Here is a 23,230-nt window from a genome sequence, read left to right on the forward strand (position 1 = left end):
TTAAAGGGGCGAGATTTAATTGATGCACATTAGGATTAGAAGACCAACTGAAGATGACAAAGACCGATTAGTTAAATTTTTTAAAATTGTAGTGGTCGATACCTTTATCAAGGAAGGTATCGAAGAAATGGTAGAAGATTTAGAGGAAGAAATTGAATCTAAGAAGCAATATTTAGAAAATGATCTAAAGAGCAATGGAGAACTTAGATGTTTCCTAATAGCAGAATATGAGGGCTGTATAGTAGGTACAATAGAATATGGACCTGCCAGTGACCTAATTAATAGTTGTACACATGGAAAATATAAGAACCTTTATGAAATAGGTACAGTTTTTGTAAGACCAGATTACCAAGGACAGGGTATAGGTAATTTACTATTGAATGCTATGATTCAAGAATTACAATGTAAAGGAATCAAAGAGTTTTGTATGGATAGTGGATATTCCAATGCACAGAAAATATGGAGAAAAAGGTTTGGTGAACCTGAATATTTCCTAGAGAATTATTGGGCAGAGGGTCAACATCATCTAATCTGGAAAATTAAGATTTGAATATATCATGTAAAGATGAATTCCTATAAAAATCTCTACGAGTTATTAGTAATATGACAAGTTAAATGCGTTAAGGGATCAAATCTTCCTTGACAAATATAATAAAAACAAATATTATAATATGTAGTATTAATTAAAGGAGTTTTATCATATGAGGCATAGTATTTTTAAATAACTATTAATAAAATAGAACAAGTACATTTTCCATACTAGTTAATATTTGTATGGCTTGTTAATTGTACTTTTATTTAAAAATATTCTCATAATAATAAATTTATATTTTTATGTATTATAAGGCATTGACCAGATTAAAGATATAGCACGATTATGCTATATCGAATTGTATATGTCATATTTACTTTAAGCAGTTATATAAAAAATAAGTTCCCCTGTGAAGAGAGTATTTTATCACAGGGGATTTTTTATATAATTATGGAGGTATAAAATGAAAATTATTAATATAGGAATATTAGCACATGTTGATGCAGGTAAAACAACTGTTACAGAAGGTTTATTATATAAAAGTGGGGCGATTAATAAAATTGGAAGAGTTGATAATGCTACAACGACAACGGATTCGATGGAACTTGAAAGAGATAGGGGAATAACTATACGGGCGTCTACAGTTTCATTTAATTACAATGATACAAAGGTAAATATCATAGATACACCTGGGCACATGGATTTCATAGCCGAAGTTGAGCGAACTCTGAAAGTGTTAGATGGAGCTATTTTAGTAATTTCAGCAAAAGAAGGAATTCAAGTCCAAACTAAAGTGATTTTTAATACTTTAGTGAAATTAAATATACCAACACTTATATTTGTGAATAAAATAGATCGAAAGGGAGTATGTTTGGATGAGATATACACTCAAATACAGGAGAAATTAACTTCTAATCTTGCAATAATGCAATCAGTTAAAATAAAAGATAAAGGTGATTTTGAATTGACAAATGTAAGGGATGATAAAGTAATTCAAAGTCAAATAATAGAGAAGTTACTGGATATAAATGATTATCTAGCAGAAAAATATATAAATGGCGATGTCATTGCAGAAAAAGAATATAATGATGTATTTTTGGATGAGATTAATAACTGCAATCTTTATCCTGTATTTCATGGTTCGGCTTTAAAAAATATTGGAATTGACGAGCTATTATTTGCCATTACTAAATATCTTCCTACCAAGAGCTATAATACTGAAGACCTTTTATCAGCGTATGTTTATAAGATTGATAGGGATGAAAAATCTAGAAAGATGACTTTCTTAAGAGTATTCAGTGGGAATATAAGGACACGTCAAGATGTTTATATAAATGGCACAGAAGAAACTTTCAAGATAAAAAGTCTGGAATCAATTATGAATGGTGAAATTGTGAAGGTAGATCAGGTTAATAGTGGGGATATTGCTATTATTTCTAATGCTAATTCTCTGAAGATAGGTGATTATATTGGTAAGAAATATGACGGGATTTTAGATATAAAGATAGCCCAACCGGCATTGAGAGCATCAATTAAACCTTGTGATTTAAGCAAAAGAAGCAAACTGATAGAAGCACTATTTGAATTAACTGAAGAAGACCCATTTCTCGATTGTGAAATTAACGGAGATACTGGAGAAATCATATTGAAGCTATTTGGAAATATTCAAATGGAAGTAATAGAATCACTACTTAAAAGCCGATACAAAATAGATGCTAGATTTGGTGAATTGAAAACAATATATAAAGAACGACCTAAGAGAAACTCTAAAGCAGTAATCCATATAGAGGTTCCACCAAATCCTTATTGGGCATCTATTGGACTGTCAATAGAACCACTACCAATAGGGTCAGGATTATTATATAAGACAGAGGTGTCCTATGGATATTTAAATAATTCATTTCAAAATGCAGTAAAAGATGCTGTAGAGAAGGCTTGTAAAGAAGGGCTTTATGGATGGGAAGTTACAGACTTAAAGGTAACTTTTGACTACGGATTATACTATAGCCCGGTAAGTACCCCCTCTGACTTTAGGAATTTAACACCATATGTATTTTGGGAAGCTCTTCGAAAAGCAGGAACTGAAATATTAGAACCTTATTTAAAATATACAGTTCAAGTTCCAAATGATTTCTGCGGAAGGGTTATGAGTGATCTTAGAAAGATGAGGGCTTCTATTGAAGATATAATAGCCAAGGGAGAGGAGACAACTTTAAGTGGAAAGATACCTGTTGATACATCGAAGTCATATCAAGCAGAATTGCTTTCCTACTCAAATGGGAAAGGTATTTTTATTACTGAGCCTTATGGTTATGATATATATAATGGTGAGTCTATAACTAATGATATTAGAAATAATGATAATGATAGTAGCAAAGAAGGACTGAGATATTTATTTCAGAAACAAAGTGAAATTTGAAAGGAGCTTAAGTGCAATTATCAGTTAAATATGGATAAAACCTATATCTATAAAGGTTTTCACCATATGTACAAAAAAATGAACCATGGGATAAACATCAATACGTAAAACAAGAAATGGTGGTAGTATATAACTATGGATACTAAATAAGGTTTTATATATATGCTATAGCAGAGGATGCTTTAAGATCTTAGGAAGAGCTTATTATGTTTTTAGATGATTGGCTTAAACCAAATCGTGTAAACTACTCATTAAATCATTTAACAAAAATATTTAAAGAGGAGCTAGTTAATAATTAATATTATAACAATACATGAAATCTTTTAATAAATCTTAGTGGTTCAGATATAAAAGTCTGGGCCGTTTTTTTTATTTCCCTAGAAAGGAGGTTACCTGCATGGTAAATGACGAAGTCAATAATAAGGCTATAAATATTGAGATTAAGGTTGCAGAGTATTCAGCAAAAGCAATCTTTAAGGCAATTAAAAAGATTATGGAAGATGCAGCTGAAAAAAGCCAACCACTTGCTGACTATCTTAGTGAGAAAAGGAAGACTAATTCAAGGAGACTTAAGGATATGGTTAAAAAAGGTCAGCTTGAAAATATTGAACTACAAAAAGGTGAAGTCAAGGAACTTAAAAAACAACTTAACCGATATGGAGTAAGGTTTTCTGTAATGAAGAATAAGGAGGCAGGACTATACTCTGTATTCTTCCAGGCAAAAGATACTAAGGCTATGGATCTAGCCTTTAAAAAAGCTATAGAAAGATATGAAAAGAAAGAAAATAAGAGAAATTCAACAAGGGATATTTTAAATAAGTTTAAGGTGAAAGTGAAAAATACAGTAGTTAAAGACAAGGTGAAAGAAAAACACCAGCAACAAGAAAGATAAGGAGAGAGGCATTTAAGAGAAATTTTAGATGTCTTTTTTTATTGAGATGAGGTGAAGTGAATGGATTTTGATTATTTCTATGGGAGAGACGCTGAAAGCTTTAGGTTTATCCGCTTACCTATAGTTCTTATTGAAGATGAAACGTTTAAAAGCCTATCAATAGATGCTAAGGTGCTTTATTCCATGTATCTGTCAAGGAGTACCTTATCTTATAAGAATAACTGGGTAGATGAAACTTGGAAGGGCAATCATCGATATTTATCTGATTACAGGAATCAAATGACTCATAGAAATTCACCTAATGTAACAGGAGTTTTAGGTCAAGAATTTAATATGAAAACTCCACCAATATATCTTATTAAAAGGACCAGTGAAGATTACTCATATATTATTAATAAGCTAGCTAGCTTAACCGAAAAAATTGAATCTGAACTTATAGCATAATATAAAGATTCAATTATATAATACAATTTAATTTTTAAATCAAAAATCATTAAAATATTTATCATACCCTTGACACGAGAGGGATCTGGTACAACACTTCATGCAATTAATTTATTAAATGCAAAAGATGGAGGAAACCGTAGATGTATTATGGTTACAAATAACGAGGTATCTGATGAAGAATCAAAAAAATTGAGAAAAGGCGGATATAAACCAGGTGATCCAGAATGGGAAAAACTAGGTATCGCCCATTATGTAACTTGGCCACGAACAGTATGTTCTATTAAAGGGATAGATATAAACGAAAAGCCATTAAATGGAACATACCTTGATACAACCCTTGATATGTCAGACGGTTTCAAATCTAATGCCGCCTTCTTTAAACTTGGTTTTCTTGATAAAAATGCTGTCGCGTTAGGACGACAATTCAAAGAACTTTTACCTGTTTTATGGATGAAAACCGGATGTATAGGCAAGTGCCCAGAACTGTCGACTAAAAACTTGCCGTCAATGTTAATACTTCCAGAAAATGACTTTGCTGTTCTTATAGATGAACACGAATTTTCTGAGTTCAAAGAGAAAATAAATACAGAAAGTTCTATTAACAACGTCTTCATTGTTACTGACTCAATAGGCGGATATAGAGAAATGATTTCACATTTAAACATTGAAAAATCATATCAGTTATACAGAGATTATTTAGATAATTTTAGGATAAATACGGGGAGGTAAACCATGAAAGTATCATTATTTCCATTTCAAGAACTCGCCCTTAAACATCTCCGTATTAATACGGCAGAAGCTTTAGGCAGTTATCAAAGAACGCATACACCGCAAGTAATTTCTTTCACAGCTCCAACCGGTGCTGGAAAAACTATCATTATGACTGCGTTTATAGAAAGCATTCTGTTCGGAGATGAAAACTATCCAGAACAAACTGATGCTATTTTTGTATGGCTATCTGATTCTCCAGAATTAAACGAACAATCTAAATTAAAAATCGATACAAAAGCTGACAAAATCCGTCTTGGTCAATGTCAAACTATAAATGACGAGAATTTTGATGCAGAGTTTTTAGAAGACGGCCATATATATTTCTTAAACACTCAAAAAATAGGAAAAGGTAAAAACCTTACAAAGACTGGCGACGGTCGTTCTTTCACCATTTGGGAAACATTAAGAAATACAATTACGGAAAAATCAAACCGTTTATATTTTATTATCGATGAAGCACATCGAGGAATGAAAGACAAAGATGCAGCGAAGGCAACAACAATTATGCAAAAGTTCTTAAAAGGCAGCCAGGAAGATAAACTCCCTGCTATGCCAGTCGTTATTGGCATGTCAGCAACTTCCGAACGTTTTAATGCACTTGTTGAGGGGACGTCATCTACTATTCATAAAGTTGTAGTGTCACCTGAAGAAGTCCGTTCTTCTGGCCTGTTAAAAGATAGAATCGTAATATCATATTCTGAAGAATCTTCTGTAAATAAATCAATGGCCGTTCTTCAGGCAGCTGCTGATGATTGGAAGGATAAATGGGATCACTGGACGCAGTACTGCTATGAACAACATTATGCTTATGTTAATCCTATTTTTGTCGTTCAAGTTGAAAATGGTACACAATCAACAATTTCTGCTACAGATTTAGATGAATGCTTAAAAAAAATTGAAGAACGAACAGGTTTGAACTTTGTTAAAGGAGAAGTAGTTCATACATTTGGTGAAACTGACTCTTCAATAACAATCTCCGGTCTAGAAGTTCCATATGAAGAACCTTCACGAATTCAGGAAAATAAAAAAATCAAAGTAGTATTCTTCAAGGAAAATCTTTCAACTGGATGGGATTGTCCAAGAGCAGAAACGATGATGAGTTTTCGTAGGGCTAAAGATGCTACATATATTGCGCAGCTTCTAGGAAGAATGATAAGAACACCTATGCAAATGCACATTCAAGTAGATGATACATTAAATGATGTGCATCTATATCTGCCTTTCTTTGAAAAAGAAACTGTTGATGATGTAATAAAGGCTTTACAGTCAGAAGAAGGTGGCAGCATTCCAACAGATATATATGGTGAATCTATTGAAAACAAAAAAACTGAAACATTAACAATAACTCCAAAAAGAAGAGCCTCACATATTACACTGCAGATACCTGATCAACAGAATTTTGATTTTTCAGGAGCTGGATTTGATAATAGCAATTTTAGTGATCAACCAGAAAAAAATAATGTTTCAACAGCTACAAATATTTCTTCCAAAGAAAATAACAGTTTAATTCCAAGTAATAATAGCAACACTGAAACTGTAGAGACAGATATAGAATCATCTATGCCAAATAATTCAGATGATAATTGTGGCAAAACTACTCTAACTAAAGATCATGAGATAATAGAGGATAATGAATTTACTGGTTCATCTACCATAGATCGTCAGAAAATAGTAAAAGCAATAAATGATTCCGGATTATTGACTTACAACGTAAGACAGATACGAATTAATGACTACTTAAAATCAATGTTTAGCCTTGCTCGCCTATTAAGTCAAACAAGTATGGATAGAGACGTTTTACCTGAAACACATAAGGAAATTGTGCAACTAATAAATAGTTATGTTGAAGATCTTAAGACTCGAAATGTATACGATGAACTTGTACAAAAAGCTAAAGAATTCAAGTTATCGACACAAGTCTTTGATGTATTTGGGGAATCAATGAAATCAAGTTATGGAGAGAACTCGTTTTTTACAACTGATGCAGATATTGATAGACAATTTAGATTAGCAGAAACACGTCTTGGATCTGAAGGTATTGGAAATGAATACCTGAATTCGTATTTTAATCCAGATCTTTTAGTAAACCTAAAGATTGATGTAATACTATTTTCAGCAGACGATGAATGTATTGCCAATTTAAACAAATACGCAAAATTCAAATATCATGAAATAAATGATAAATACCGTAGATACATGACTAAATTAACAGATAGTTACCGTAAGCAATACGACCGCATAGTTTCTGATGGAGATGTAATAAGCAAACATAATTTCCGTCTTCCTGAAACAATTACCGTCGCCCATGACCCAGATGGCAAAGCATACTATGATCACCTTTTTGTGAATGATGATGGATTTGCAAAAATGAAATTAAATGACTGGGAATCTGGCGTTTTAGATGAAGAATCTAATCGAGATGATTTCATATGTTGGCTTAGAAATCCACCTAGAGCATCTTGGTCATTATGTATTCCTTACGAGATAGATGGTGATACAAAGCCAACATATCCAGATTTCATAGTAATCCGCAAAGATCCAGTGATGCCAGATGAATTTATCATCGATGTGCTAGAACCACATAATCCAGCTTTTAATGATAATCTTGGCAAGGCTAAAGGATTTGCAGAGTATGCAAGACAAAATCCAGGAGTTGGTAGGATTGAGCTTATCAGAAAAGGAAAAGATGCTGCTGGAAATTTACGTTTTAAGAGACTTGATATGTCTATGAGTTCGGTTCGCGATAAAGTATCCAGAGCAATGACAGATGAAGATTTAAACCATATCTTTGATACAGATGGTAAGTTTGAATAAAGTTCAATAACACAATGAAAGCAATCTGGTAAATAGTCAAGAGGGTATTTGAAACATATTGCTATAAAAACGTGCATTTAGACGCACAACAAAAAGAACCTTGAAAAAAACTTCAAAATTTGGAAAGGAAATTATGGAGTTATTTGTACTCTGTTTGCAGAGTAAAGCTGATTTTTGTCCAGCAAACTGTAAATCAGCCGAATCGTCTTACGAGACGTGAGTGCGAGTGCTCGTTTGTGGTTATGAGTTTTCGATTCATCGTATTTCTTGCGATAGTAAGCTGCAAAAGATGGCTCATGGCATCTAATGCTGTTTGTTGCTTCAATCAAATAATATCTCAGATATTTATTGCCGGCTTTTACCATAGATGTATTATCGGCTTCAAAGGCACCGGACTGATGACGGTTCCAATAGATGCCGGCATACTTGGCAAGAGCATCTGCAGAATGGAAGGCGTGTATATCACCAATTTCAGATAGAATGCCGGAAGCAAAGATCGGTCCGATACCGGGAATTGATTGAAGTACGGTAAAGGCATCCGAACAAAGACCCTTCAGTGTTTTCTCTATGGCTTTGTTGATTGATTTTATCTCACGCTCATAGGTTTCGATGCAATTAAAGGATGAAGCAATCGAAACAGTAAGGGGTTCATAGAGAGTCTTATCTAAGCGATATGAATCACGAGCAGCCTTTTTAAGCAGTTTGCAAACTTCTTCAGGATTGAGATAACGATTTTTACTATGGCTGCAGACAAACTCAATCAATTCCTCGGAAGAAAGACGAATCAAGTCTTCCAAGCTCAGCATTTCCGTAAGGATCGCCTCAGCGGTAGCCGTGTGATTGCTTGAGAATGGATGGTCGCTCTCTTTTAAAACAGCAAGTTCTGAGAACTTGAGAAAGATATTGGATACCATATATGCTTTCTCTCTGGTAATGCATTCGGCCATGTGAAGACGATGGCGAGTCAATCGTTGCAACGCAAGATATTGAGGACCTTTCCACGGTTCTGTGGTAATACGCCCGACCCTTGCAAAGTCTGCAATGATGTAAGCATCGATGAGATCTGTTTTACCAAGGCCGATAAAAGATTTTCTGTAGTTGCTTATCATCTTAGGATTGAGAGGATGAACATACACGTTGTGAGGAATAAGTTCCTCATCAGCAGACAGGAAGTTCGATATATGCATACCATAAAACGATGTTGATTCTAATGCAACGATTGTAGTTTTGAAATCATACCTTTGAATCAAGTCAAGCAGCTTCGCCTTTAGCGTATCTGCACCTGTTTGGTTGTTCGGGACATTAAGTTTTAGTAAAACATTGGAATTGAAATCCATTGCAAGACAAACATTTGTCCTTGCACTAACGTCAATACCAACAAACAAAGTAGTAAGAACATTAATGTTCTTCATCCGAAATCACCTCCTTTCCGGGTAAGGATGGAGACATCAACAAAGGATTATCCTGAGCCTTGATGCTGACTGAAACCTCGCATAATTAGCATTCACTTTCGAGGGTATACTTGCTGGAAGACCCTCCCCAAAGGATGAAACATCTGTGTAAGCAGATAATGACATCAAGGGCAGGCGTAAGGCTTTCTAAACAGTCACATAAAGTGCTGTAAGGAGGAAATAGACGTACCTTTTGTAGAATGTCTGCTAAAGACATTCTACCATCAGGATATCCAAAGTTGAACAAGTTATTGCATGACACTTTTTCATAAAGAAAGGTGTCGGTAAAACATATTATACGAGGAGGAACGTAGTGAGTTCTGTAATAAATAAATCTATAAAAGGAAATAGCCTTAACTCTATTTTCACAGAGGTAAAGCATAATGAAACCCTAGGCCTAGTTAATCCCGAACAACTACGCCTCTTTCATCTTGCTGTTAGTAGCAATTTATTTACTTATACCAATTTAAATGACTTTTTGGTTGGAACAATAAGTGAATATGTCTTTTCAAGAGCTCAAGTTGAAAAGTTAAGCAAAACTACTAATCCCCATTCCATTGGAATTCAAGCTCTCAGAATTATGAAAAAAAATGGTCCTGCTGATACTAAGGGTACTGGCAATGAATTAGGAGAAATTCTTCTGTATGCATTTATGGAAGATATTCTTGGAGCACCAAAGCTATTTAGTAAGGTTGAATTAAATGCTTCGTCTTCTAGTTTTGGTAAATATAGTGATGCTATCCATTTGCTAGAACTCCCAGGATCCCCTATTCCATGTTATCAGACAGTATTTGGTTCATCTGAAATAAATGGAGACATACGTTCAGCAATAGATAACGCGTTTGCTACGATTGAAAGAATCGAGAATGATACTAACAATACAAGTGCAATGCTTGTAGATAATCGCATTTTCGAAGAATCTTTTGATACCAATACTGCAAAAAGAATCATAGATATTATGCTCCCACAAGGAAATAACCCAGTAATAAATGATACAGCCTATGGAGTTTTTCTAGGATACTCTCTAGGATTAAATCCTAATGGTAGATCAAACATTGATTTTCGTAAAGCTATGGATGCAAAAATGCAAACCGATATAAAACAACACTCTTCATACATTACAGCAAAAATAAACAACTTAAATCTGAATACCCACTCATTTTATTTCTATATCGTTCCATTCAATGATGCAGAAAATGATAAGAGAAAAATAATGGAAGATTTACTGATATAAGTGAGGTTTGATTATGAGTGATAATAAAGTAAAAATTGGTAATCTACTTTTTAATGATATAGAAAATAACGCATATCTAAATAATCTTTATGAAAAAACTTTGATTTCATATGCTAAGAAAACTCTACAAGTTACAGATAATACAGACACATTAAATAACAATGAAATCAATGACTTACTTCGTTTTGCTGATTTGCTTTCAAAATCAAACCATAACGAAAAATCTGAACAACAGAAAATGTGGGCTCAAGAGATTATTGTTTTATTAAATTATCTATTTCCACATAGCAATAGTATCAAAGCATTTGGAGGTTCTGTCTTCTCAAATACTGATAATAGTCGTGGAATAAATATCTTAGGTACAAGTTTTAACGAACCATTCTTTTTAAGCCAAGCTTATCTTGAATTCAAAAAAGATTACTTAAGAATTCCATCTCAAAAAAATTTGCATTTTCTATCGGCTCAAAAGCAAGTATACGATCATCTAAACGACAGGTGTTTTAGCTACTCCGCTCCAACATCTATGGGTAAATCCTTCTTAATGAGGATGTTTATAAAAGAGCAAATCGAAAATAATGCAAGAAAAAATTTTGCTATAGTTGTACCAACAAAAGCTTTAATTAATGAAGTCTCTCAAAAGATTATTCGTGAGGATCTTAATGAACTTTTAGAGCAGCATAATTATAAAGTAATTACGGCTTCGAGTGATATTGCTTTAGAGGGAGAGCATAACTTCATATATATTGTTACACCCGAACGCTTATTATATATGCTTATCGCACATCCTAATCTTAAAATAGATTATTTATTTATTGATGAAGCTCATAAACTATCAGCAAAAAATAGCAGAGCTCCCTTTTATTATAAAACTGTAGATATGTTAAATAAGCGACATACTCCACCAAAGTTTATTTTCGCCTCTCCAAATATTCCTAATCCAGAGGTGTATTTGCGACTATTAACAGATATTAGTAAAAATAATTTTAAAGCTCTAAAGACCTCTTTTTCTCCTGTTACACAAATCAAGTTTTTACTTGATCTTAAAGGCAAAGATGTTTCTGTATATAATCCTCATACCGAAGCACCTATCAATATAGCCAAAATAAACGATAAAAATGCTACTTTAGAGGATTTTTTACATGTAATTGAATATAACAATAGAAATAGTGAGGTATCTCGTAATAGACAAACAATAGTATTTTTTAATTCAAAAAACAAGGCTGTTCAAACAGCTCAAAATTTTGCAAATAGGCTAAATCTACTAAATGATAAAGAATTAGATGTTTTATCTCGCGATATTTCTAGTGCAGTACATAAAGACTATTATTTGGCTGAAATGGTTAAAAAAGGTATTGCATACCATATTGGTTATCTGCCTTCGTCAATTAGGATGCGTATAGAAGATTTATTCCGTAAAGGAAAAATTACTACACTATTCTGCACAAGCACTTTACTTGAAGGAGTCAACCTACCAGCCGATAACTTATTTATTACTACTAAAAAGATATTCACACGTAAAATGACTCCCGTTGACTTTAGAAATCTTATTGGAAGAGTCGGACGAATTGAATATAACCTCTATGGTAATGTTATATTCGTAACTGAGCAAGACGATAAATCAGATGAATCAGAATTTATTGAAATGCTAAAAACTAAAGTTCCTGAGCAAATTTTATCAGTAGAAGCTGGTGCCGGAGTTCTAACCAATCCAGAAAGAAAATATATCATCGAGACATTAAAATCAGGAAATGTAGAAATAAAAAAACGAAATGAAAGACAAAGCGAAGAATCTTATGAGTTAACAAGAAAATTTAGCTTGATATTGGCAAAAGATATTGTTTCTGATAACAGCAGCTTAGTTCGCAGTTCATTCTCTGATTTATTATCTTCTGAAGATGAAATTTCAATAAGAAATAAACTAAAAGAGAATAATTTTCATCCAGACGATGACATAAATATTTCTGCAGACCAATCATTAAATTTATCCGAGGCAATTAGAAATGGGCTTCACTATCCAGAAAGAAAAGAAGGTCATTTCAGGTACAATGATGTAATGGAATTTCTTGAAAAACTTTGTGATATTTTCAAATGGGAGCAATACGAATATTCAACACTAGGTAAAATCACTGACGGAAAACATAAAAAGTTAAGATGGTACGGAGTATTACTACTTCAGTGGATTTCTGGCTTTGGATTAAGCAATATTATAAATAAAGGCATAGACTTTCATAGGGAAAATCCTAATAATTTCTGGATTAATAAAACTCAAATGGCGTATTATCAAGATACAAAAGAATTTAGAAATATATTGTTTGCAGATACCCTTGAAGTTATTGATAACATAATTCTTTTCAGTCTATCAAATTATTTTTTGAAATTTTCAAACGAGTATAAAAGAATACATGGAGTAACTTCATTTGATAATGATTGGTATGAATATGTTGAATATGGTACGACAAATCCAAGCACTATTTTGCTGCAAAGGATTGGATTTAGTCGCGAAACTGCATCATATATAAAGCAACATCCAGAATACATTATAGAATTGTCAAATAAGGGTATTAAATTAAGCAAATCTCTTATTGACTGTTCTAACCACAATGTCAGAAACGAGGCTTTAAATGTAATTCTTAATATGCCTGAAGTTTTTGAGAAAATCCGCAATTAAGTAAATCTTTATCTAAATTTTTAGTAGCTTGCAGAATTTGCAGGCTACTTTTTATTTGCACTTATTGGTGGGGACACCTCTTTTTTTGTCACTGCAACGCCCTACACATAAAATACAAATGCTATTTTATTCTACTTACACTGCTCCAAAAACCTAAAATACACTCTGAACGCATACTTCACATTCGACTTTACACCATCATCCAGTTTCTTATACTTTGCCCTAGTTTCAAGTTTCTCAATATACCCTTCAATATCGTCTAACTTGCAAATGCTATGAGCAAGTCTAGTTCTTTTTCTTATGCTTTTCTGAGTTGATTCTGATAGACCGCTTTCTTCTTTTAGCCATTTAACAAATTCATCAAAATGCTCTGGTTCTGGTCTTATGCTTTTATTTCCATAGTTATGTGTCTTACCTTCTCTTACACCTTTTATTCTTGTCTTTCCAGTTCCAAATATATGGCCTTTTGCTTTGCTACCATCAATAAATAAAAAAGTAGTATCATGGCTTTCTTTAACCTTGATGCTATCAATAATATTTTCTAGTATTTGATAATTCCCTGTAAAATCAACGCCCATTTCCTTTATTATCTTATTTATCTTTCTGCTTGTAATACCAGTAATCTTGCTGACATAAGTAATTAGATCTTTTCTAGCTGAAAGAACTTCAAATGCAGCAACATTTATAGCTTGATGGACATTATCATCATAAAGGTGTCTCATTACACATTTATTGCTTTTGCTGTATTTGTTTCTACATCTCCAAGCCCATCTGCCGCCATACCAATCTGGATGAATTTTAAAGCGACCAAAATATTCACCACACTTGGCGCAGATAATTTTACCTCCTAAATGAGAAACTCTTATTGTTACATCGTTATTCATTTTGTTTTGAACATAATCGTGAATCTTCTTAGGAATAATTGCTTGATGGTTATTTTCCACATAATACATAGGAAGTTCACCTTCATTCTTTTTCTTCTTTTTAGTCATGAAATCGACAGTAAAGGATTTCTGTAATAGTGCATCTCCCTTGTACTTTTCATTGGTTAATATTGATTTTATATTTTGATGATTCCAACTATCAGTTCCTCCTGGGGACTTGATTTTATAGAATTCAAGCGCACTTTTTATCTCACTAAATGTAAATCCTAAAATAAACAAAGAATAAATATATTCAACTATTCTAGCTTCTTTCTCATTGACAACAAGTTCTCCATTTTCACCTCTGTCATATCCTAAAAACCTTGCAAATGGAATTGACACTTTACCATCAGCAAATCTTTTTCTCTGTCCCCATGTACAATTTTCTGAAATAGACCTAGATTCCTCTTGAGCAAAACTGGACATAAGAGTTAAAACAAACTCGCTCTTGCTATCCAAAGTATAAATATTTTCTTTTTGAAAAAATACACCTACTCCTTCCCTCTTTAGTTTTCTAATTGTGCTGATGGTATCTACAGTATTCCTAGCAAATCGGCTTATTGATTTTGTGACAATTAGATCTATGTTCCCATCAAGTGCATCTTTCACAAGGCTATTAAAACCATCTCTATTCTTTTTACTAAGTCCTGAAATACCATCGTCATAATATAATCCTACATACTCCCATTCCGGTTCATTTTTTATATACTTCAAGAAATAATCTTTTTGCGCTTCTAGGCTATTATGCTGCTCATCTTTTTCTGTTGACACTCTCGCATATGCAGCTACTTTTAGTTTTTCAACTTTGATGAGTTCTGGAAACTGAGGTTCAAGTTTAATTACCTCTTTTCCCATATCGTCACTCCAGCATTAATATTGGCGGATCATATTTCTCTTTTACCTCGGCACTTACATCTATCCACTTTTCTTCATCTATTAATTCTCTGAAATACAAATAGTCCAGTAACAATTTACAAAGGCTGTAATCCATCTCATCTTTTATTATTTCTTTACTTCTCTCACTTCAATGACCTCCTTTGCTAATATACATCACTCTTAGAGCCAAATAAGCCAAGCAATATCAAGACACACCCAAAATGATTTTGTTGACCCCCTTGTCGTTGAAATTGACACACCTAAAATAAAAAAATCTAGCCTTCCGATTAGCTAGAACAACGATTATTTTTATTCGATTTTTGATTTTTCTTAAATCCTTTAATTTAAGCACTTTGAGTAATATAAAGTGTAGGTTTGTGTATCCATTCCTTAATCTTCTTCTCCATTATTTTATCAGTATGTTTTAAATCTAATAAATCACAAAACAGTTCTGTAATGTGTCTTGGGGTTAATATTATTCCCAGAGATTGCCCATCTCCACCAGAATAAGACATAAATTCCCCATAGAATCTTCCTAAATAATCTTCTCCACTTTGATGAAATCTAATTGATTGAAATATACTTTTATATAGGAATTCTGTATAATGTCTATTTGGTGTTTTCCCTAGATTAGTATCTATTTGATTAATTTTTGTAGTATCTTTAATCACCGAAAATTGATTTAATAATTTATCTCTTTTTACATCAGGAGATACATTCGCTCTATTTAAGTTATCTTTAATAGCATCATAAATCTTTTGCCCATCTGTTTTTTTAGAATCGCCCGTTAGCATGTCAATAGAAAAATTCCCATATTCTATTTCTCTAAGGGCAAGTAGAATCCCTGAAACAATCAATGGTTTATCTTTATCTTGAATTGAACCATAATTTCTTAAATCTTCATGTAATAATGCTGCATCTCTTAAAATTTCTTTAGTTTCTTTTTCAAAATCTGTATTTTCGTTTAAGATTTCTTTTGTGTAATATTCGTAAATATTATCTTCGCTAAAGGAAATAAATGTTTCTATTTCAGGAAGTTCATAGTAGTCCATTCTATCATTAACAAATATAGGACTGATTCTATGCTTTTTCTCATTTCCAGAAACTCCAATAGCTATTACTTTTGTATAAGAAGTATTTTTTATTAGGTGTTTTCCATAAAATAAAGCACCATTAACAGCATAATCACAAATAGAAGTAATATCTTCTGCTAAGATTTCTTCTTCTGTTCTTTTTTCATGCATAGAAATAGAACTTTTATCTTCAATAACAATAATAAAGTCTTTAACTATTCCTACATATTCAGGAAACCCTACTTTCCCAGTTCCTCTTTTAGACGCAGTTTTAAGCGCCTCATCTATTTCTTTTATGTTAGAACCTTGTGCATCTAAATTTAATTCTGCCTCTTTTAATAAATCATAGACCCATAAATCTGTACTTTTTTCTTTTAACTTCATTTTTGATACTCCACTATATCTTCAATCCTGCAATCAAGAACATAACATATCTTTGAAAGTGTTTCTAAGTCAATCCTTTTTACTTTATTATTGCAATAAGAATTAAGTTGCGTCCTTTGTTGATTTGCACACTTTTCTAATTTATTTTTACTTATATTTTTTCTTCTAAAACTTGGTCTATCTTAAAAATATTTTTTTCAAAGCTAGGCTTTTCTTTACTCCTTGTGCCAAGCACCTTTAAAATCCAATTAACTTTCTTAAATTATATTATACAATAAATTTAAACTTCTTATAGGTATAAGATTCTTTAATTGCATGGATTCATAAAGTTTATTTTCGTAATAATATATATACACATTCCATAATTTATTAGATAACTCTTCAATTTTTCCTTCATATAGTCAATATTCTTTTTCTAATAAGGTTAATTGTATTTGTAACTTTAGTTATTTGATTAATATTATTTATTAAATTTAAAAACAGTAATTCTAGAGTTCTAAATGGTTTGAGGTCGACTATATAGAATTTTTTCTCTGTTAAATATATTTTTAGCTAATTTTTTCTATTCTATTTTATAAGTTTTTCTTTTTAATAAATTCGATGTCTTAGAATTTTCTATATAACAAAAGATTTAAAAATTGGAAATTACATTTTCCTAAGAAATTACGTTTCCTGAAAAAACATAAATAGACGCAAAAGACCGTAACAACTAAGCTACGGTCTAATTTTTTTATTTTTTTAAAGCCACTTGAAGCTATTGTTGAATTTATTCTTTTTAAACTCTTTGCCAGTTGTCTATTCTAACAAGCTAAACCTTTGAAATAAAACAGTTTTTTAAAAAATCTTAGGATTATTCCCATTCAATGGTTCCTGGTGGTTTGCTTGTTATATCGTAGACTATTCTCCCAACTCCTCTTACTTCATTTATCATTCTATTTGAGAGGATTTGTTGTAGTTCGTATGGCATATCAAAAGCTTCTACTGTCATAGCATCTTTACTTGATACTGCTCTTACTACCACTACGTAGTCATAGCTTCTTTCATCTCCTTTTACTCCTACTGTTCTTAGTGGAGTAAATACTGTGAAGTATTGCCATATATCACGATCGAGGCCTGCGTTTTTAACTTCTTCTCTTAAGATTGCATCAGTTTCTCTTACTATCTCTAGTTTTTCTTCTGTTACATCTCCTAAGATCCTTATAGCAAGCCCTGGTCCTGGGAATGGTTGTCTCCATACCATTTCTTCTGGCACTCCTATACTTTCTCCAAGTGCCCTAACTTCGTCTTTAAAAAGCTCTCTTAATGGTTCTACTACCCCTTCAAAGAGCATTTCTTCTGGAAGTCCTCCAACATTGTGGTGGGATTTTATTACCGATCCCTTACCTTTTCCACTTTCTATAACGTCAGGATAAATTGTTCCTTGGACTAAGTATTTTGCATCTCCAAATTTCTTAGCCTCTCTTTCAAATACCTCTATAAAGTGATTTCCAATTATTTTTCTTTTTTCTTCTGGTTCTTCTACTCCCTTAAGTAACTCTAGAAATTCTTTGGAAGCATCTACCATTTTTACATTAAGACCAATTTTTTTATATTGTTCCATTACAGATTTTGCTTCATCTTTTCTTAAAAGACCATGATCTACGAAAATACATTGGAGATTATCTCCTATTGCCTTATGGACTAGGCTAGCAGCTATTGTTGAGTCTACTCCACCTGAAAGTCCACATATCATCTTCTCGCCCTTATATTCTTTCCTAATTTTTTCAATTGTTTCATGAGCGATGTCTTTCATAATCCATGACTTTTCTGCCTTACAGATATCTAATACGAAATTTTCAAGTATTTGAAATCCATATTCCGAATGGGCTACTTCTGGATGAAATTGTACCGCATAGATGCTTTTTTCTTCATTTTCAAATCCAGCTATAGGACAATTTAGTGACCAAGCTGTTTTTTTGAATCCTTCTTTAAGTTTTGTTACAGAGTCTCTATGATTCATCCATATTATAGACTCTTGTGGAACTTCTTTATAAAGTGCTGATCTTTGGTCTACAAATAGTGGGGTTTTTCCATATTCCCCTTTCTCAGACTGTTTTATCTCTCCACCAAAATGATAAGCTAGAGCCTGCATTCCATAGCATATTCCTAAAACTGGTACTCCCAAATCTAGAATTTCAGGGTTTAGCTTAAGACTTTCTTCGCTGTGAATTGATTGTGGCCCACCTGTAAGGATTATTCCACTTAAGTTTTCAAGATTAAGGCTTTTTAAGTCCACATCACAATCGTGTAGACTTGCATATACACCCATCTCCCTCACTCTTCTAACTATAAGCTGGTTGTATTGACCTCCGAAGTCCAATACCATTATTTCAGATTTTTTCTCCATAAATCCTCCTATATTTCTCCAAATATTGCAAAAAATTTCATATAGTCCAAATTATTTATTTGATAGTAGAAATATTTCTCATCTTCATCATACTTTTTTAAGGTCAAACTTTCTACAATAGTCTTGAAGGCGTTGTTTTTCTTATTTAACTTGGCGTAGACTTTTTTATATCCTCCTAAGGTAAAAAAATAATCCATTACTGCTTCAAATGCTTCTTTTCCATAGCCTCTATTTCTTAAAGACTTATTTATTATAGGATAAATCCTTACCCCATCTTCATGTTTTACAGCCTTTATGCATCCTATAGATTCATTGATACCTTGTTTAACTATGTGCCAAAAGTTTATTCCACTTTTATTTTCATAAGCAAGATTAATATCTTCTATAAACTCTTTTGGCTTGTATTTATCACTTAGGTAGTAGAATTTTGGCTCTTTAAAAAACTCCATTTCCTTATTTAAGTCATCTTCTTCAAACTTTCTTATAATAAGTCTTCTTGATATTATAAGTTTAGTATTTTCCATAATCCTCCCTCATATAAAAAGAGTGTTGCAAAATGAACATATTCATTTGCAACATCGCTTTCTATGAAAAATTCTTCTTGTAATAGTCTAGTACTTCTGTAGCTGTTTGTTCAATTGTGTTAAAGGTCACATCTATTACCTTACAATCTAAATCTTCGAAAACACCCTTAGCATAATTAAGTTCTTTATTGATTCTATCTTTTTCAAAGTATTCGCTTTTTGCATCTATACCTAGACCTTTTGATCTATCTTCTCTTATTAGGGATAGTTTACCAGGGTCTATGGTAAGTCCTATAATTCTTTTAGGATCTACATCAAATAATTCTTCCGGAAGCCTAATCTCTGGTACCAAAGGGAGGTTAAATACCTTATAGTCCTTGGTCGCTAAAAGCATTGTTACTGGTGTTTTTGATGTTCTTGATACACCTAAAAGTACTATATCAGCATCCTTTATTCCTCTTTTGTCTTTTCCATCATCATATTTTACAGCAAATTCTATAGATTCTATCATTGAAAAATAATCATCTGATAATTTTCTTGTAAGTCTTTTCTCTCTTAGGGCTTTTTGTCCTGTTACTTCTTCAAAAAGTGAAAGGGCAGGTCCTAGTACATCTATTACCCTTATATTTTCTTCTTTTGCCAAATCTTTGGTATATTCTTCTAGTTTTTTTTCTGCTATAGTTTGTACTATAATAGAATTTTCTGGAATTTTTTCGATTAGTTCATCTATTTTTTCCTTAGTATCAATATTTGATTTTCTACTTATCTTAATATTAACTTTTGGAAAATGTGTAGTAACTGATTTTATAAATGTTTCTGCTGTTTCTCCTGTAGAATCACTGATTATATATACTTTTAATTCGGCTTGGGTCATATTATCTCCTATTTCACTAATTCCTTAATGCTAAATATACTTGATACTCTCAAAGCAAGTTTATTTAACAAGCTTAACCTATTATTTTTTACCCTTTCATCATCAACCATAATCATAGTACTATCTAAGTATTTGTTACCTATTTCTTTGGTCTTTAATATCTCATCTAAGGCTTTGAGATATAGTTTTTGACTTAAATATTTATCAGTTTCAATTTTTTCTATACAATCATAATATTCTTTTTCAAGCCCATCTTCAAGTTCTTCTCTATTTACTTCAGCATTTTTAAAATCTTTAGTAAAGTTATTTATCCTTGTAAGGTAGTTTAGGTTATCTTCACTATCTTCATATTCTACAAATTTTTCTAAAGCCTTAACTTTTTCTATTACTTGAAGTATATTGGACTCCCCTGTTTCAAGTACTGCATTTACTATATCATACCTAAATCCTTTATCTATAAGCATATTTTTCAACCTATCTATGAAAAATTCCTTAATTTTCTCAAGAGTTTTATCATAGTCAAAGGCTATTTCATTTTTCTCAGTATAGACAAATAAACAATCTTTTACTAAATCTTTTAAATCAACATCAATTTTATTATCAGCTATGATATTAATAACCCCTATTGCAGACCTTCTTAATCCAAATGGATCTTGACTACCTGTGACATATTTTTCTATTATATAAAGACCTGTAATTGTATCAATCTTATCAGCTATGGCTAAAACTATACCTGCGACTGATTTTGGAAGAGAATCTTCTGAACTTCTTGGTTTATATGCTTCTTCTATAGCCTGAGCTACTTGTTTATTTTCACCAGAATTTATTGCATATATTCTTCCCATAGTTCCTTGAAGCTCTGTGAATTCTATTACCATTTTAGTAACAAGGTCTGCCTTTGACAGATAAGCCGCCCTTGTAAGATTATCTAAAACATCATCTCCTAGCTTAAATTCATCTAGATAATTTTTAGATAAGGAAATTAATCTTTCTGTTTTTTGATGCATTGAGCCTAGACCTTCAAAGAAGGTAAGCCTATTTAAATCATCTACATATTCTTCTAATTTTTTCTTATTGTCTATATCGTAGAAGAACTTAGCATCTTCAAGTCTTGCTGTAAGTACTTTTTTATTTCCACTAATTACATTTTCCTTAGCATAGCTATCGCCATTTCTTACTAAAAGAAAATATGGCATTAGATTTTCATTATCATCTACTATCGGAAAATATCTTTGATGATCTTTCATTGGTGTAATTACAACTTCTTTTGGAAGTTTTAAATATTCATTATCTATCTCTCCTATTAATACTGTAGGATATTCAACTATATTTATAACTTCTTCCAATAAGTCTTCATCTTTTAGAAAGTGGCCTCCTATTTCTTTGGCGTACCTATTTAGACCTCTAAGGATAGTATCACGTCTTTCCTTGTATGAAAGAATTACATAGTTTTCTCTAAGTAGGTTTAGATAATTATCAATCTTATCTACTACAAACTCATCTTTACCCAATACCCTATGTCCTTTTGATGTATTTGATACTTTGATTCCTTCTGCTTCAAATTCTAAAACTTCATCATCTAATAGTGATAGGAAATATCTTATAGGTCTTGCAAACCTTATCGACTTTCCACCCCATCTCATTGATCTAGGAAAATTTAGACCCTTTACAAGCTCATATACATTTTTCTTAAGTACGTCTTCAACTGATTGGCTTTCTTCCTTTTTTTCTATGTATACATAATCTTCACCTTTAAAATCTTTGATTATAACATCAGAAAGTTCTGCCTTTTGCCCTTTAAGAAAGCCTAAAAGTGGTTTTTTAGGATTACCATCTTCGTCATAGGATATTTTTTTGGAAGGTCCCTTAACAGAAATCAATTCTTTTGATATATTTTCACTAAGTCCTTCAAGTAAAATTGCAAATCTTCTAGGTGTAGATTCGACCTTAATTTTATCAAGGTTTAATTTATTTTCTTTTACTAAGTTTTTAAATTTTTCCTCAAGTTGCTTTTTGGTTGAATTTATATAGGCTGATGGAAATTCTTCAACGCCAATTTCTAATAAATATTTGCTCATTACTTATCCTTTCTTAAAAGGGGGTATCCAAGTTCTTCTCTTTTTTCTATATAGGATTTGGCAACCTTACTAGATATGTCCCTTACTCTTTTTATATAGTGACTTCTTTCACTTGCAGATATAGCTCCCATTGCATCTAAAGTATTGAAAGTATGTGATGATTTTAATACATTGTCATATGCAGGATATACAAGTCCCTTGTCAATTAACCTATTTGCTTCTTTCTCATATATATCAAATAGATTATGCATCACTTCACTGTCTGCATCTTCAAAAGAGTATTTAGAATTTTCATATTCTGGAATTTTAAAGACATCTTCATATTTTAGATTTTCTGACCACTTGATATCAAATACATTATCCACATTTTGTAGATACATACATACTCTTTCAAGCCCCATGGTAATCTCTCCACTTTCAAGCTCGCAGTTTATACCTCCTACTTGTTGGAAGTAAGTAAATTGGGTAATCTCCATTCCATCAAGCCATACTTCCCAACCTAGTCCCCAAGCTCCAAGAGTTGGTGATTGCCAATTATCTTCTACAAATCTTATATCATGTTCCTTTGGATCAATTCCAATAACTTCAAGACTTTTTAAATATAAGTCTTGGATATTTTCTGGAGTTGGCTTTAATAAAACTTGTAATTGGTGGTGTTGGTAGAGTCTATTTGGATTTTCTCCATACCTACCATCAGCTGGTCTTCTTGATGGTTCCACATAAACTACCTTCCAAGGTTCTTTCCCCAAACTTCTTAAAAAAGTATGAGGATTCATTGTTCCTGCTCCCTTTTCTACATCATAAGGTAACATGAAAGCACATCCTTGGCCTTTCCAATATTCAATTAATTTTAACATTAAGTCTTCGAAATACATTACATCTCC

The 23,230-nt window shown here is 32.2% G+C and carries 16 protein-coding genes and 1 pseudogene; 8 read left to right on the forward strand and 9 right to left on the reverse strand.

Annotated features, from left to right (window positions below):
* Positions 1-22 precede the first annotated feature (22 nt).
* From HV819_RS06955 to HV819_RS06980, 6 genes and pseudogenes are all read left to right on the forward strand, one after another.
* Positions 23-550 (forward strand): GNAT family N-acetyltransferase, encoded by a 528-nt coding sequence (locus tag HV819_RS06955; protein ID WP_035143318.1) that lies wholly within the window; start codon positions 23-25, stop codon positions 548-550.
* Positions 551-995: 445 nt separating this feature from the next.
* Positions 996-2,951, forward strand: coding sequence for a tetracycline resistance ribosomal protection protein Tet(T) (gene tet(T), locus HV819_RS06960; RefSeq protein WP_176269832.1), 1,956 nt, complete (start codon positions 996-998; stop codon positions 2,949-2,951).
* Positions 2,952-3,348: 397 nt separating this feature from the next.
* Positions 3,349-3,843: a PcfB family protein gene (locus HV819_RS06965; protein WP_025642388.1), complete on the forward strand. Its 495-nt coding sequence runs from the start codon at positions 3,349-3,351 to the stop codon at positions 3,841-3,843.
* 60 nt (positions 3,844-3,903) lie between these two features.
* Positions 3,904-4,086: pseudogene (locus HV819_RS11615) on the forward strand (replication initiator protein A); the annotation flags it as partial.
* A 351-nt stretch (positions 4,087-4,437) separates the two neighbouring features.
* Positions 4,438-5,019 (forward strand): hypothetical protein, encoded by a 582-nt coding sequence (locus tag HV819_RS06975; protein WP_216629226.1) that lies wholly within the window; start codon positions 4,438-4,440, stop codon positions 5,017-5,019.
* A gap of 3 nt (positions 5,020-5,022) precedes the next feature.
* Entirely contained in the window at positions 5,023-7,875 is a 2,853-nt protein-coding gene (locus HV819_RS06980; protein ID WP_176269834.1) for a DEAD/DEAH box helicase, read from the forward strand.
* Positions 7,876-8,006: 131 nt separating this feature from the next.
* Here HV819_RS06980 and HV819_RS06985 read toward each other — a convergent pair whose 3' ends face one another.
* Positions 8,007-9,287, reverse strand: a complete 1,281-nt coding sequence (locus tag HV819_RS06985; protein ID WP_176269835.1) for an IS110 family RNA-guided transposase — start codon at positions 9,285-9,287, stop codon at positions 8,007-8,009.
* A gap of 352 nt (positions 9,288-9,639) precedes the next feature.
* Between HV819_RS06985 and HV819_RS06990 the strand changes: the two genes are divergently transcribed.
* Positions 9,640-10,560 (forward strand): HamA C-terminal domain-containing protein, encoded by a 921-nt coding sequence (locus HV819_RS06990; RefSeq protein WP_092086149.1) that lies wholly within the window; start codon positions 9,640-9,642, stop codon positions 10,558-10,560.
* Positions 10,561-10,573: 13 nt separating this feature from the next.
* Complete coding sequence (locus HV819_RS06995; RefSeq protein WP_092086147.1) at positions 10,574-13,228, forward strand: DEAD/DEAH box helicase; 2,655 nt, start codon at positions 10,574-10,576, stop codon at positions 13,226-13,228.
* 131 nt (positions 13,229-13,359) lie between these two features.
* On the opposite strand, the gene HV819_RS07000 is transcribed toward HV819_RS06995, so the two are convergent.
* From HV819_RS07000 to glyQ, 8 genes are all read right to left on the reverse strand, one after another.
* Positions 13,360-15,006, reverse strand: a complete 1,647-nt coding sequence (locus HV819_RS07000; RefSeq protein WP_176269836.1) for a recombinase family protein — start codon at positions 15,004-15,006, stop codon at positions 13,360-13,362.
* Between the two features lie 365 nt (positions 15,007-15,371).
* Positions 15,372-16,484 (reverse strand): hypothetical protein, encoded by a 1,113-nt coding sequence (locus HV819_RS07005; protein WP_216629227.1) that lies wholly within the window; start codon positions 16,482-16,484, stop codon positions 15,372-15,374.
* On the reverse strand, positions 16,481-16,639 hold the full coding sequence (locus tag HV819_RS11620) for a helix-turn-helix domain-containing protein (RefSeq protein WP_326831250.1): 159 nt from the start codon (positions 16,637-16,639) through the stop codon (positions 16,481-16,483). Before HV819_RS11620 ends, HV819_RS07005 begins: the two co-directional genes overlap by 4 nt.
* Before the next feature lie 695 nt (positions 16,640-17,334).
* Complete coding sequence (gene guaA, locus HV819_RS07015; protein ID WP_176269837.1) at positions 17,335-18,870, reverse strand: glutamine-hydrolyzing GMP synthase; 1,536 nt, start codon at positions 18,868-18,870, stop codon at positions 17,335-17,337.
* Between the two features lie 8 nt (positions 18,871-18,878).
* Positions 18,879-19,394 (reverse strand): GNAT family N-acetyltransferase, encoded by a 516-nt coding sequence (locus tag HV819_RS07020; RefSeq protein ID WP_176269838.1) that lies wholly within the window; start codon positions 19,392-19,394, stop codon positions 18,879-18,881.
* 61 nt (positions 19,395-19,455) lie between these two features.
* Positions 19,456-20,268 carry a pyruvate, water dikinase regulatory protein gene (locus tag HV819_RS07025; protein WP_176269839.1) on the reverse strand — a complete coding sequence of 271 codons (813 nt, stop codon included), beginning with the start codon at positions 20,266-20,268 and terminating at the stop codon, positions 19,456-19,458.
* Between the two features lie 8 nt (positions 20,269-20,276).
* The gene (gene glyS, locus HV819_RS07030) at positions 20,277-22,346 is read right to left on the reverse strand and encodes a glycine--tRNA ligase subunit beta (protein WP_176269840.1); all 2,070 of its coding nucleotides are present in this window, start codon (positions 22,344-22,346) and stop codon (positions 20,277-20,279) included.
* On the reverse strand, positions 22,346-23,221 hold the full coding sequence (gene glyQ / locus HV819_RS07035; RefSeq protein ID WP_154541728.1) for a glycine--tRNA ligase subunit alpha: 876 nt from the start codon (positions 23,219-23,221) through the stop codon (positions 22,346-22,348). The genes glyS and glyQ overlap by 1 nt, the downstream gene beginning before the upstream one ends.
* Between the last annotated feature and the right edge of the window lie 9 nt (positions 23,222-23,230).

It is taken from the genome of Anaerococcus faecalis, assembly GCF_013371425.1.
Classification (GTDB): Bacteria; Bacillota; Clostridia; order Tissierellales; family Peptoniphilaceae; genus Anaerococcus; species Anaerococcus porci.

Coding starts and splice junctions, on each gene's coding strand:
- HV819_RS06955 (WP_035143318.1), top strand. CDS start 23: ATGCACATTAGGATTAGAAGACCAACTGAAGATGACAAAGACCGATTA.
- HV819_RS06965 (WP_025642388.1), top strand. CDS start 3,349: ATGGTAAATGACGAAGTCAATAATAAGGCTATAAATATTGAGATTAAG.
- HV819_RS06975 (WP_216629226.1), top strand. CDS start 4,438: ATGGTTACAAATAACGAGGTATCTGATGAAGAATCAAAAAAATTGAGA.
- HV819_RS06980 (WP_176269834.1), top strand. CDS start 5,023: ATGAAAGTATCATTATTTCCATTTCAAGAACTCGCCCTTAAACATCTC.
- HV819_RS06985 (WP_176269835.1), bottom strand. CDS start 9,287: ATGAAGAACATTAATGTTCTTACTACTTTGTTTGTTGGTATTGACGTT.
- HV819_RS06995 (WP_092086147.1), top strand. CDS start 10,574: ATGAGTGATAATAAAGTAAAAATTGGTAATCTACTTTTTAATGATATA.
- HV819_RS07000 (WP_176269836.1), bottom strand. CDS start 15,006: ATGGGAAAAGAGGTAATTAAACTTGAACCTCAGTTTCCAGAACTCATC.
- HV819_RS07005 (WP_216629227.1), bottom strand. CDS start 16,484: ATGAAGTTAAAAGAAAAAAGTACAGATTTATGGGTCTATGATTTATTA.
- guaA (WP_176269837.1), bottom strand. CDS start 18,870: ATGGAGAAAAAATCTGAAATAATGGTATTGGACTTCGGAGGTCAATAC.
- HV819_RS07020 (WP_176269838.1), bottom strand. CDS start 19,394: ATGGAAAATACTAAACTTATAATATCAAGAAGACTTATTATAAGAAAG.
- HV819_RS07025 (WP_176269839.1), bottom strand. CDS start 20,268: ATGACCCAAGCCGAATTAAAAGTATATATAATCAGTGATTCTACAGGA.
- glyS (WP_176269840.1), bottom strand. CDS start 22,346: ATGAGCAAATATTTATTAGAAATTGGCGTTGAAGAATTTCCATCAGCC.
- glyQ (WP_154541728.1), bottom strand. CDS start 23,221: ATGTATTTCGAAGACTTAATGTTAAAATTAATTGAATATTGGAAAGGC.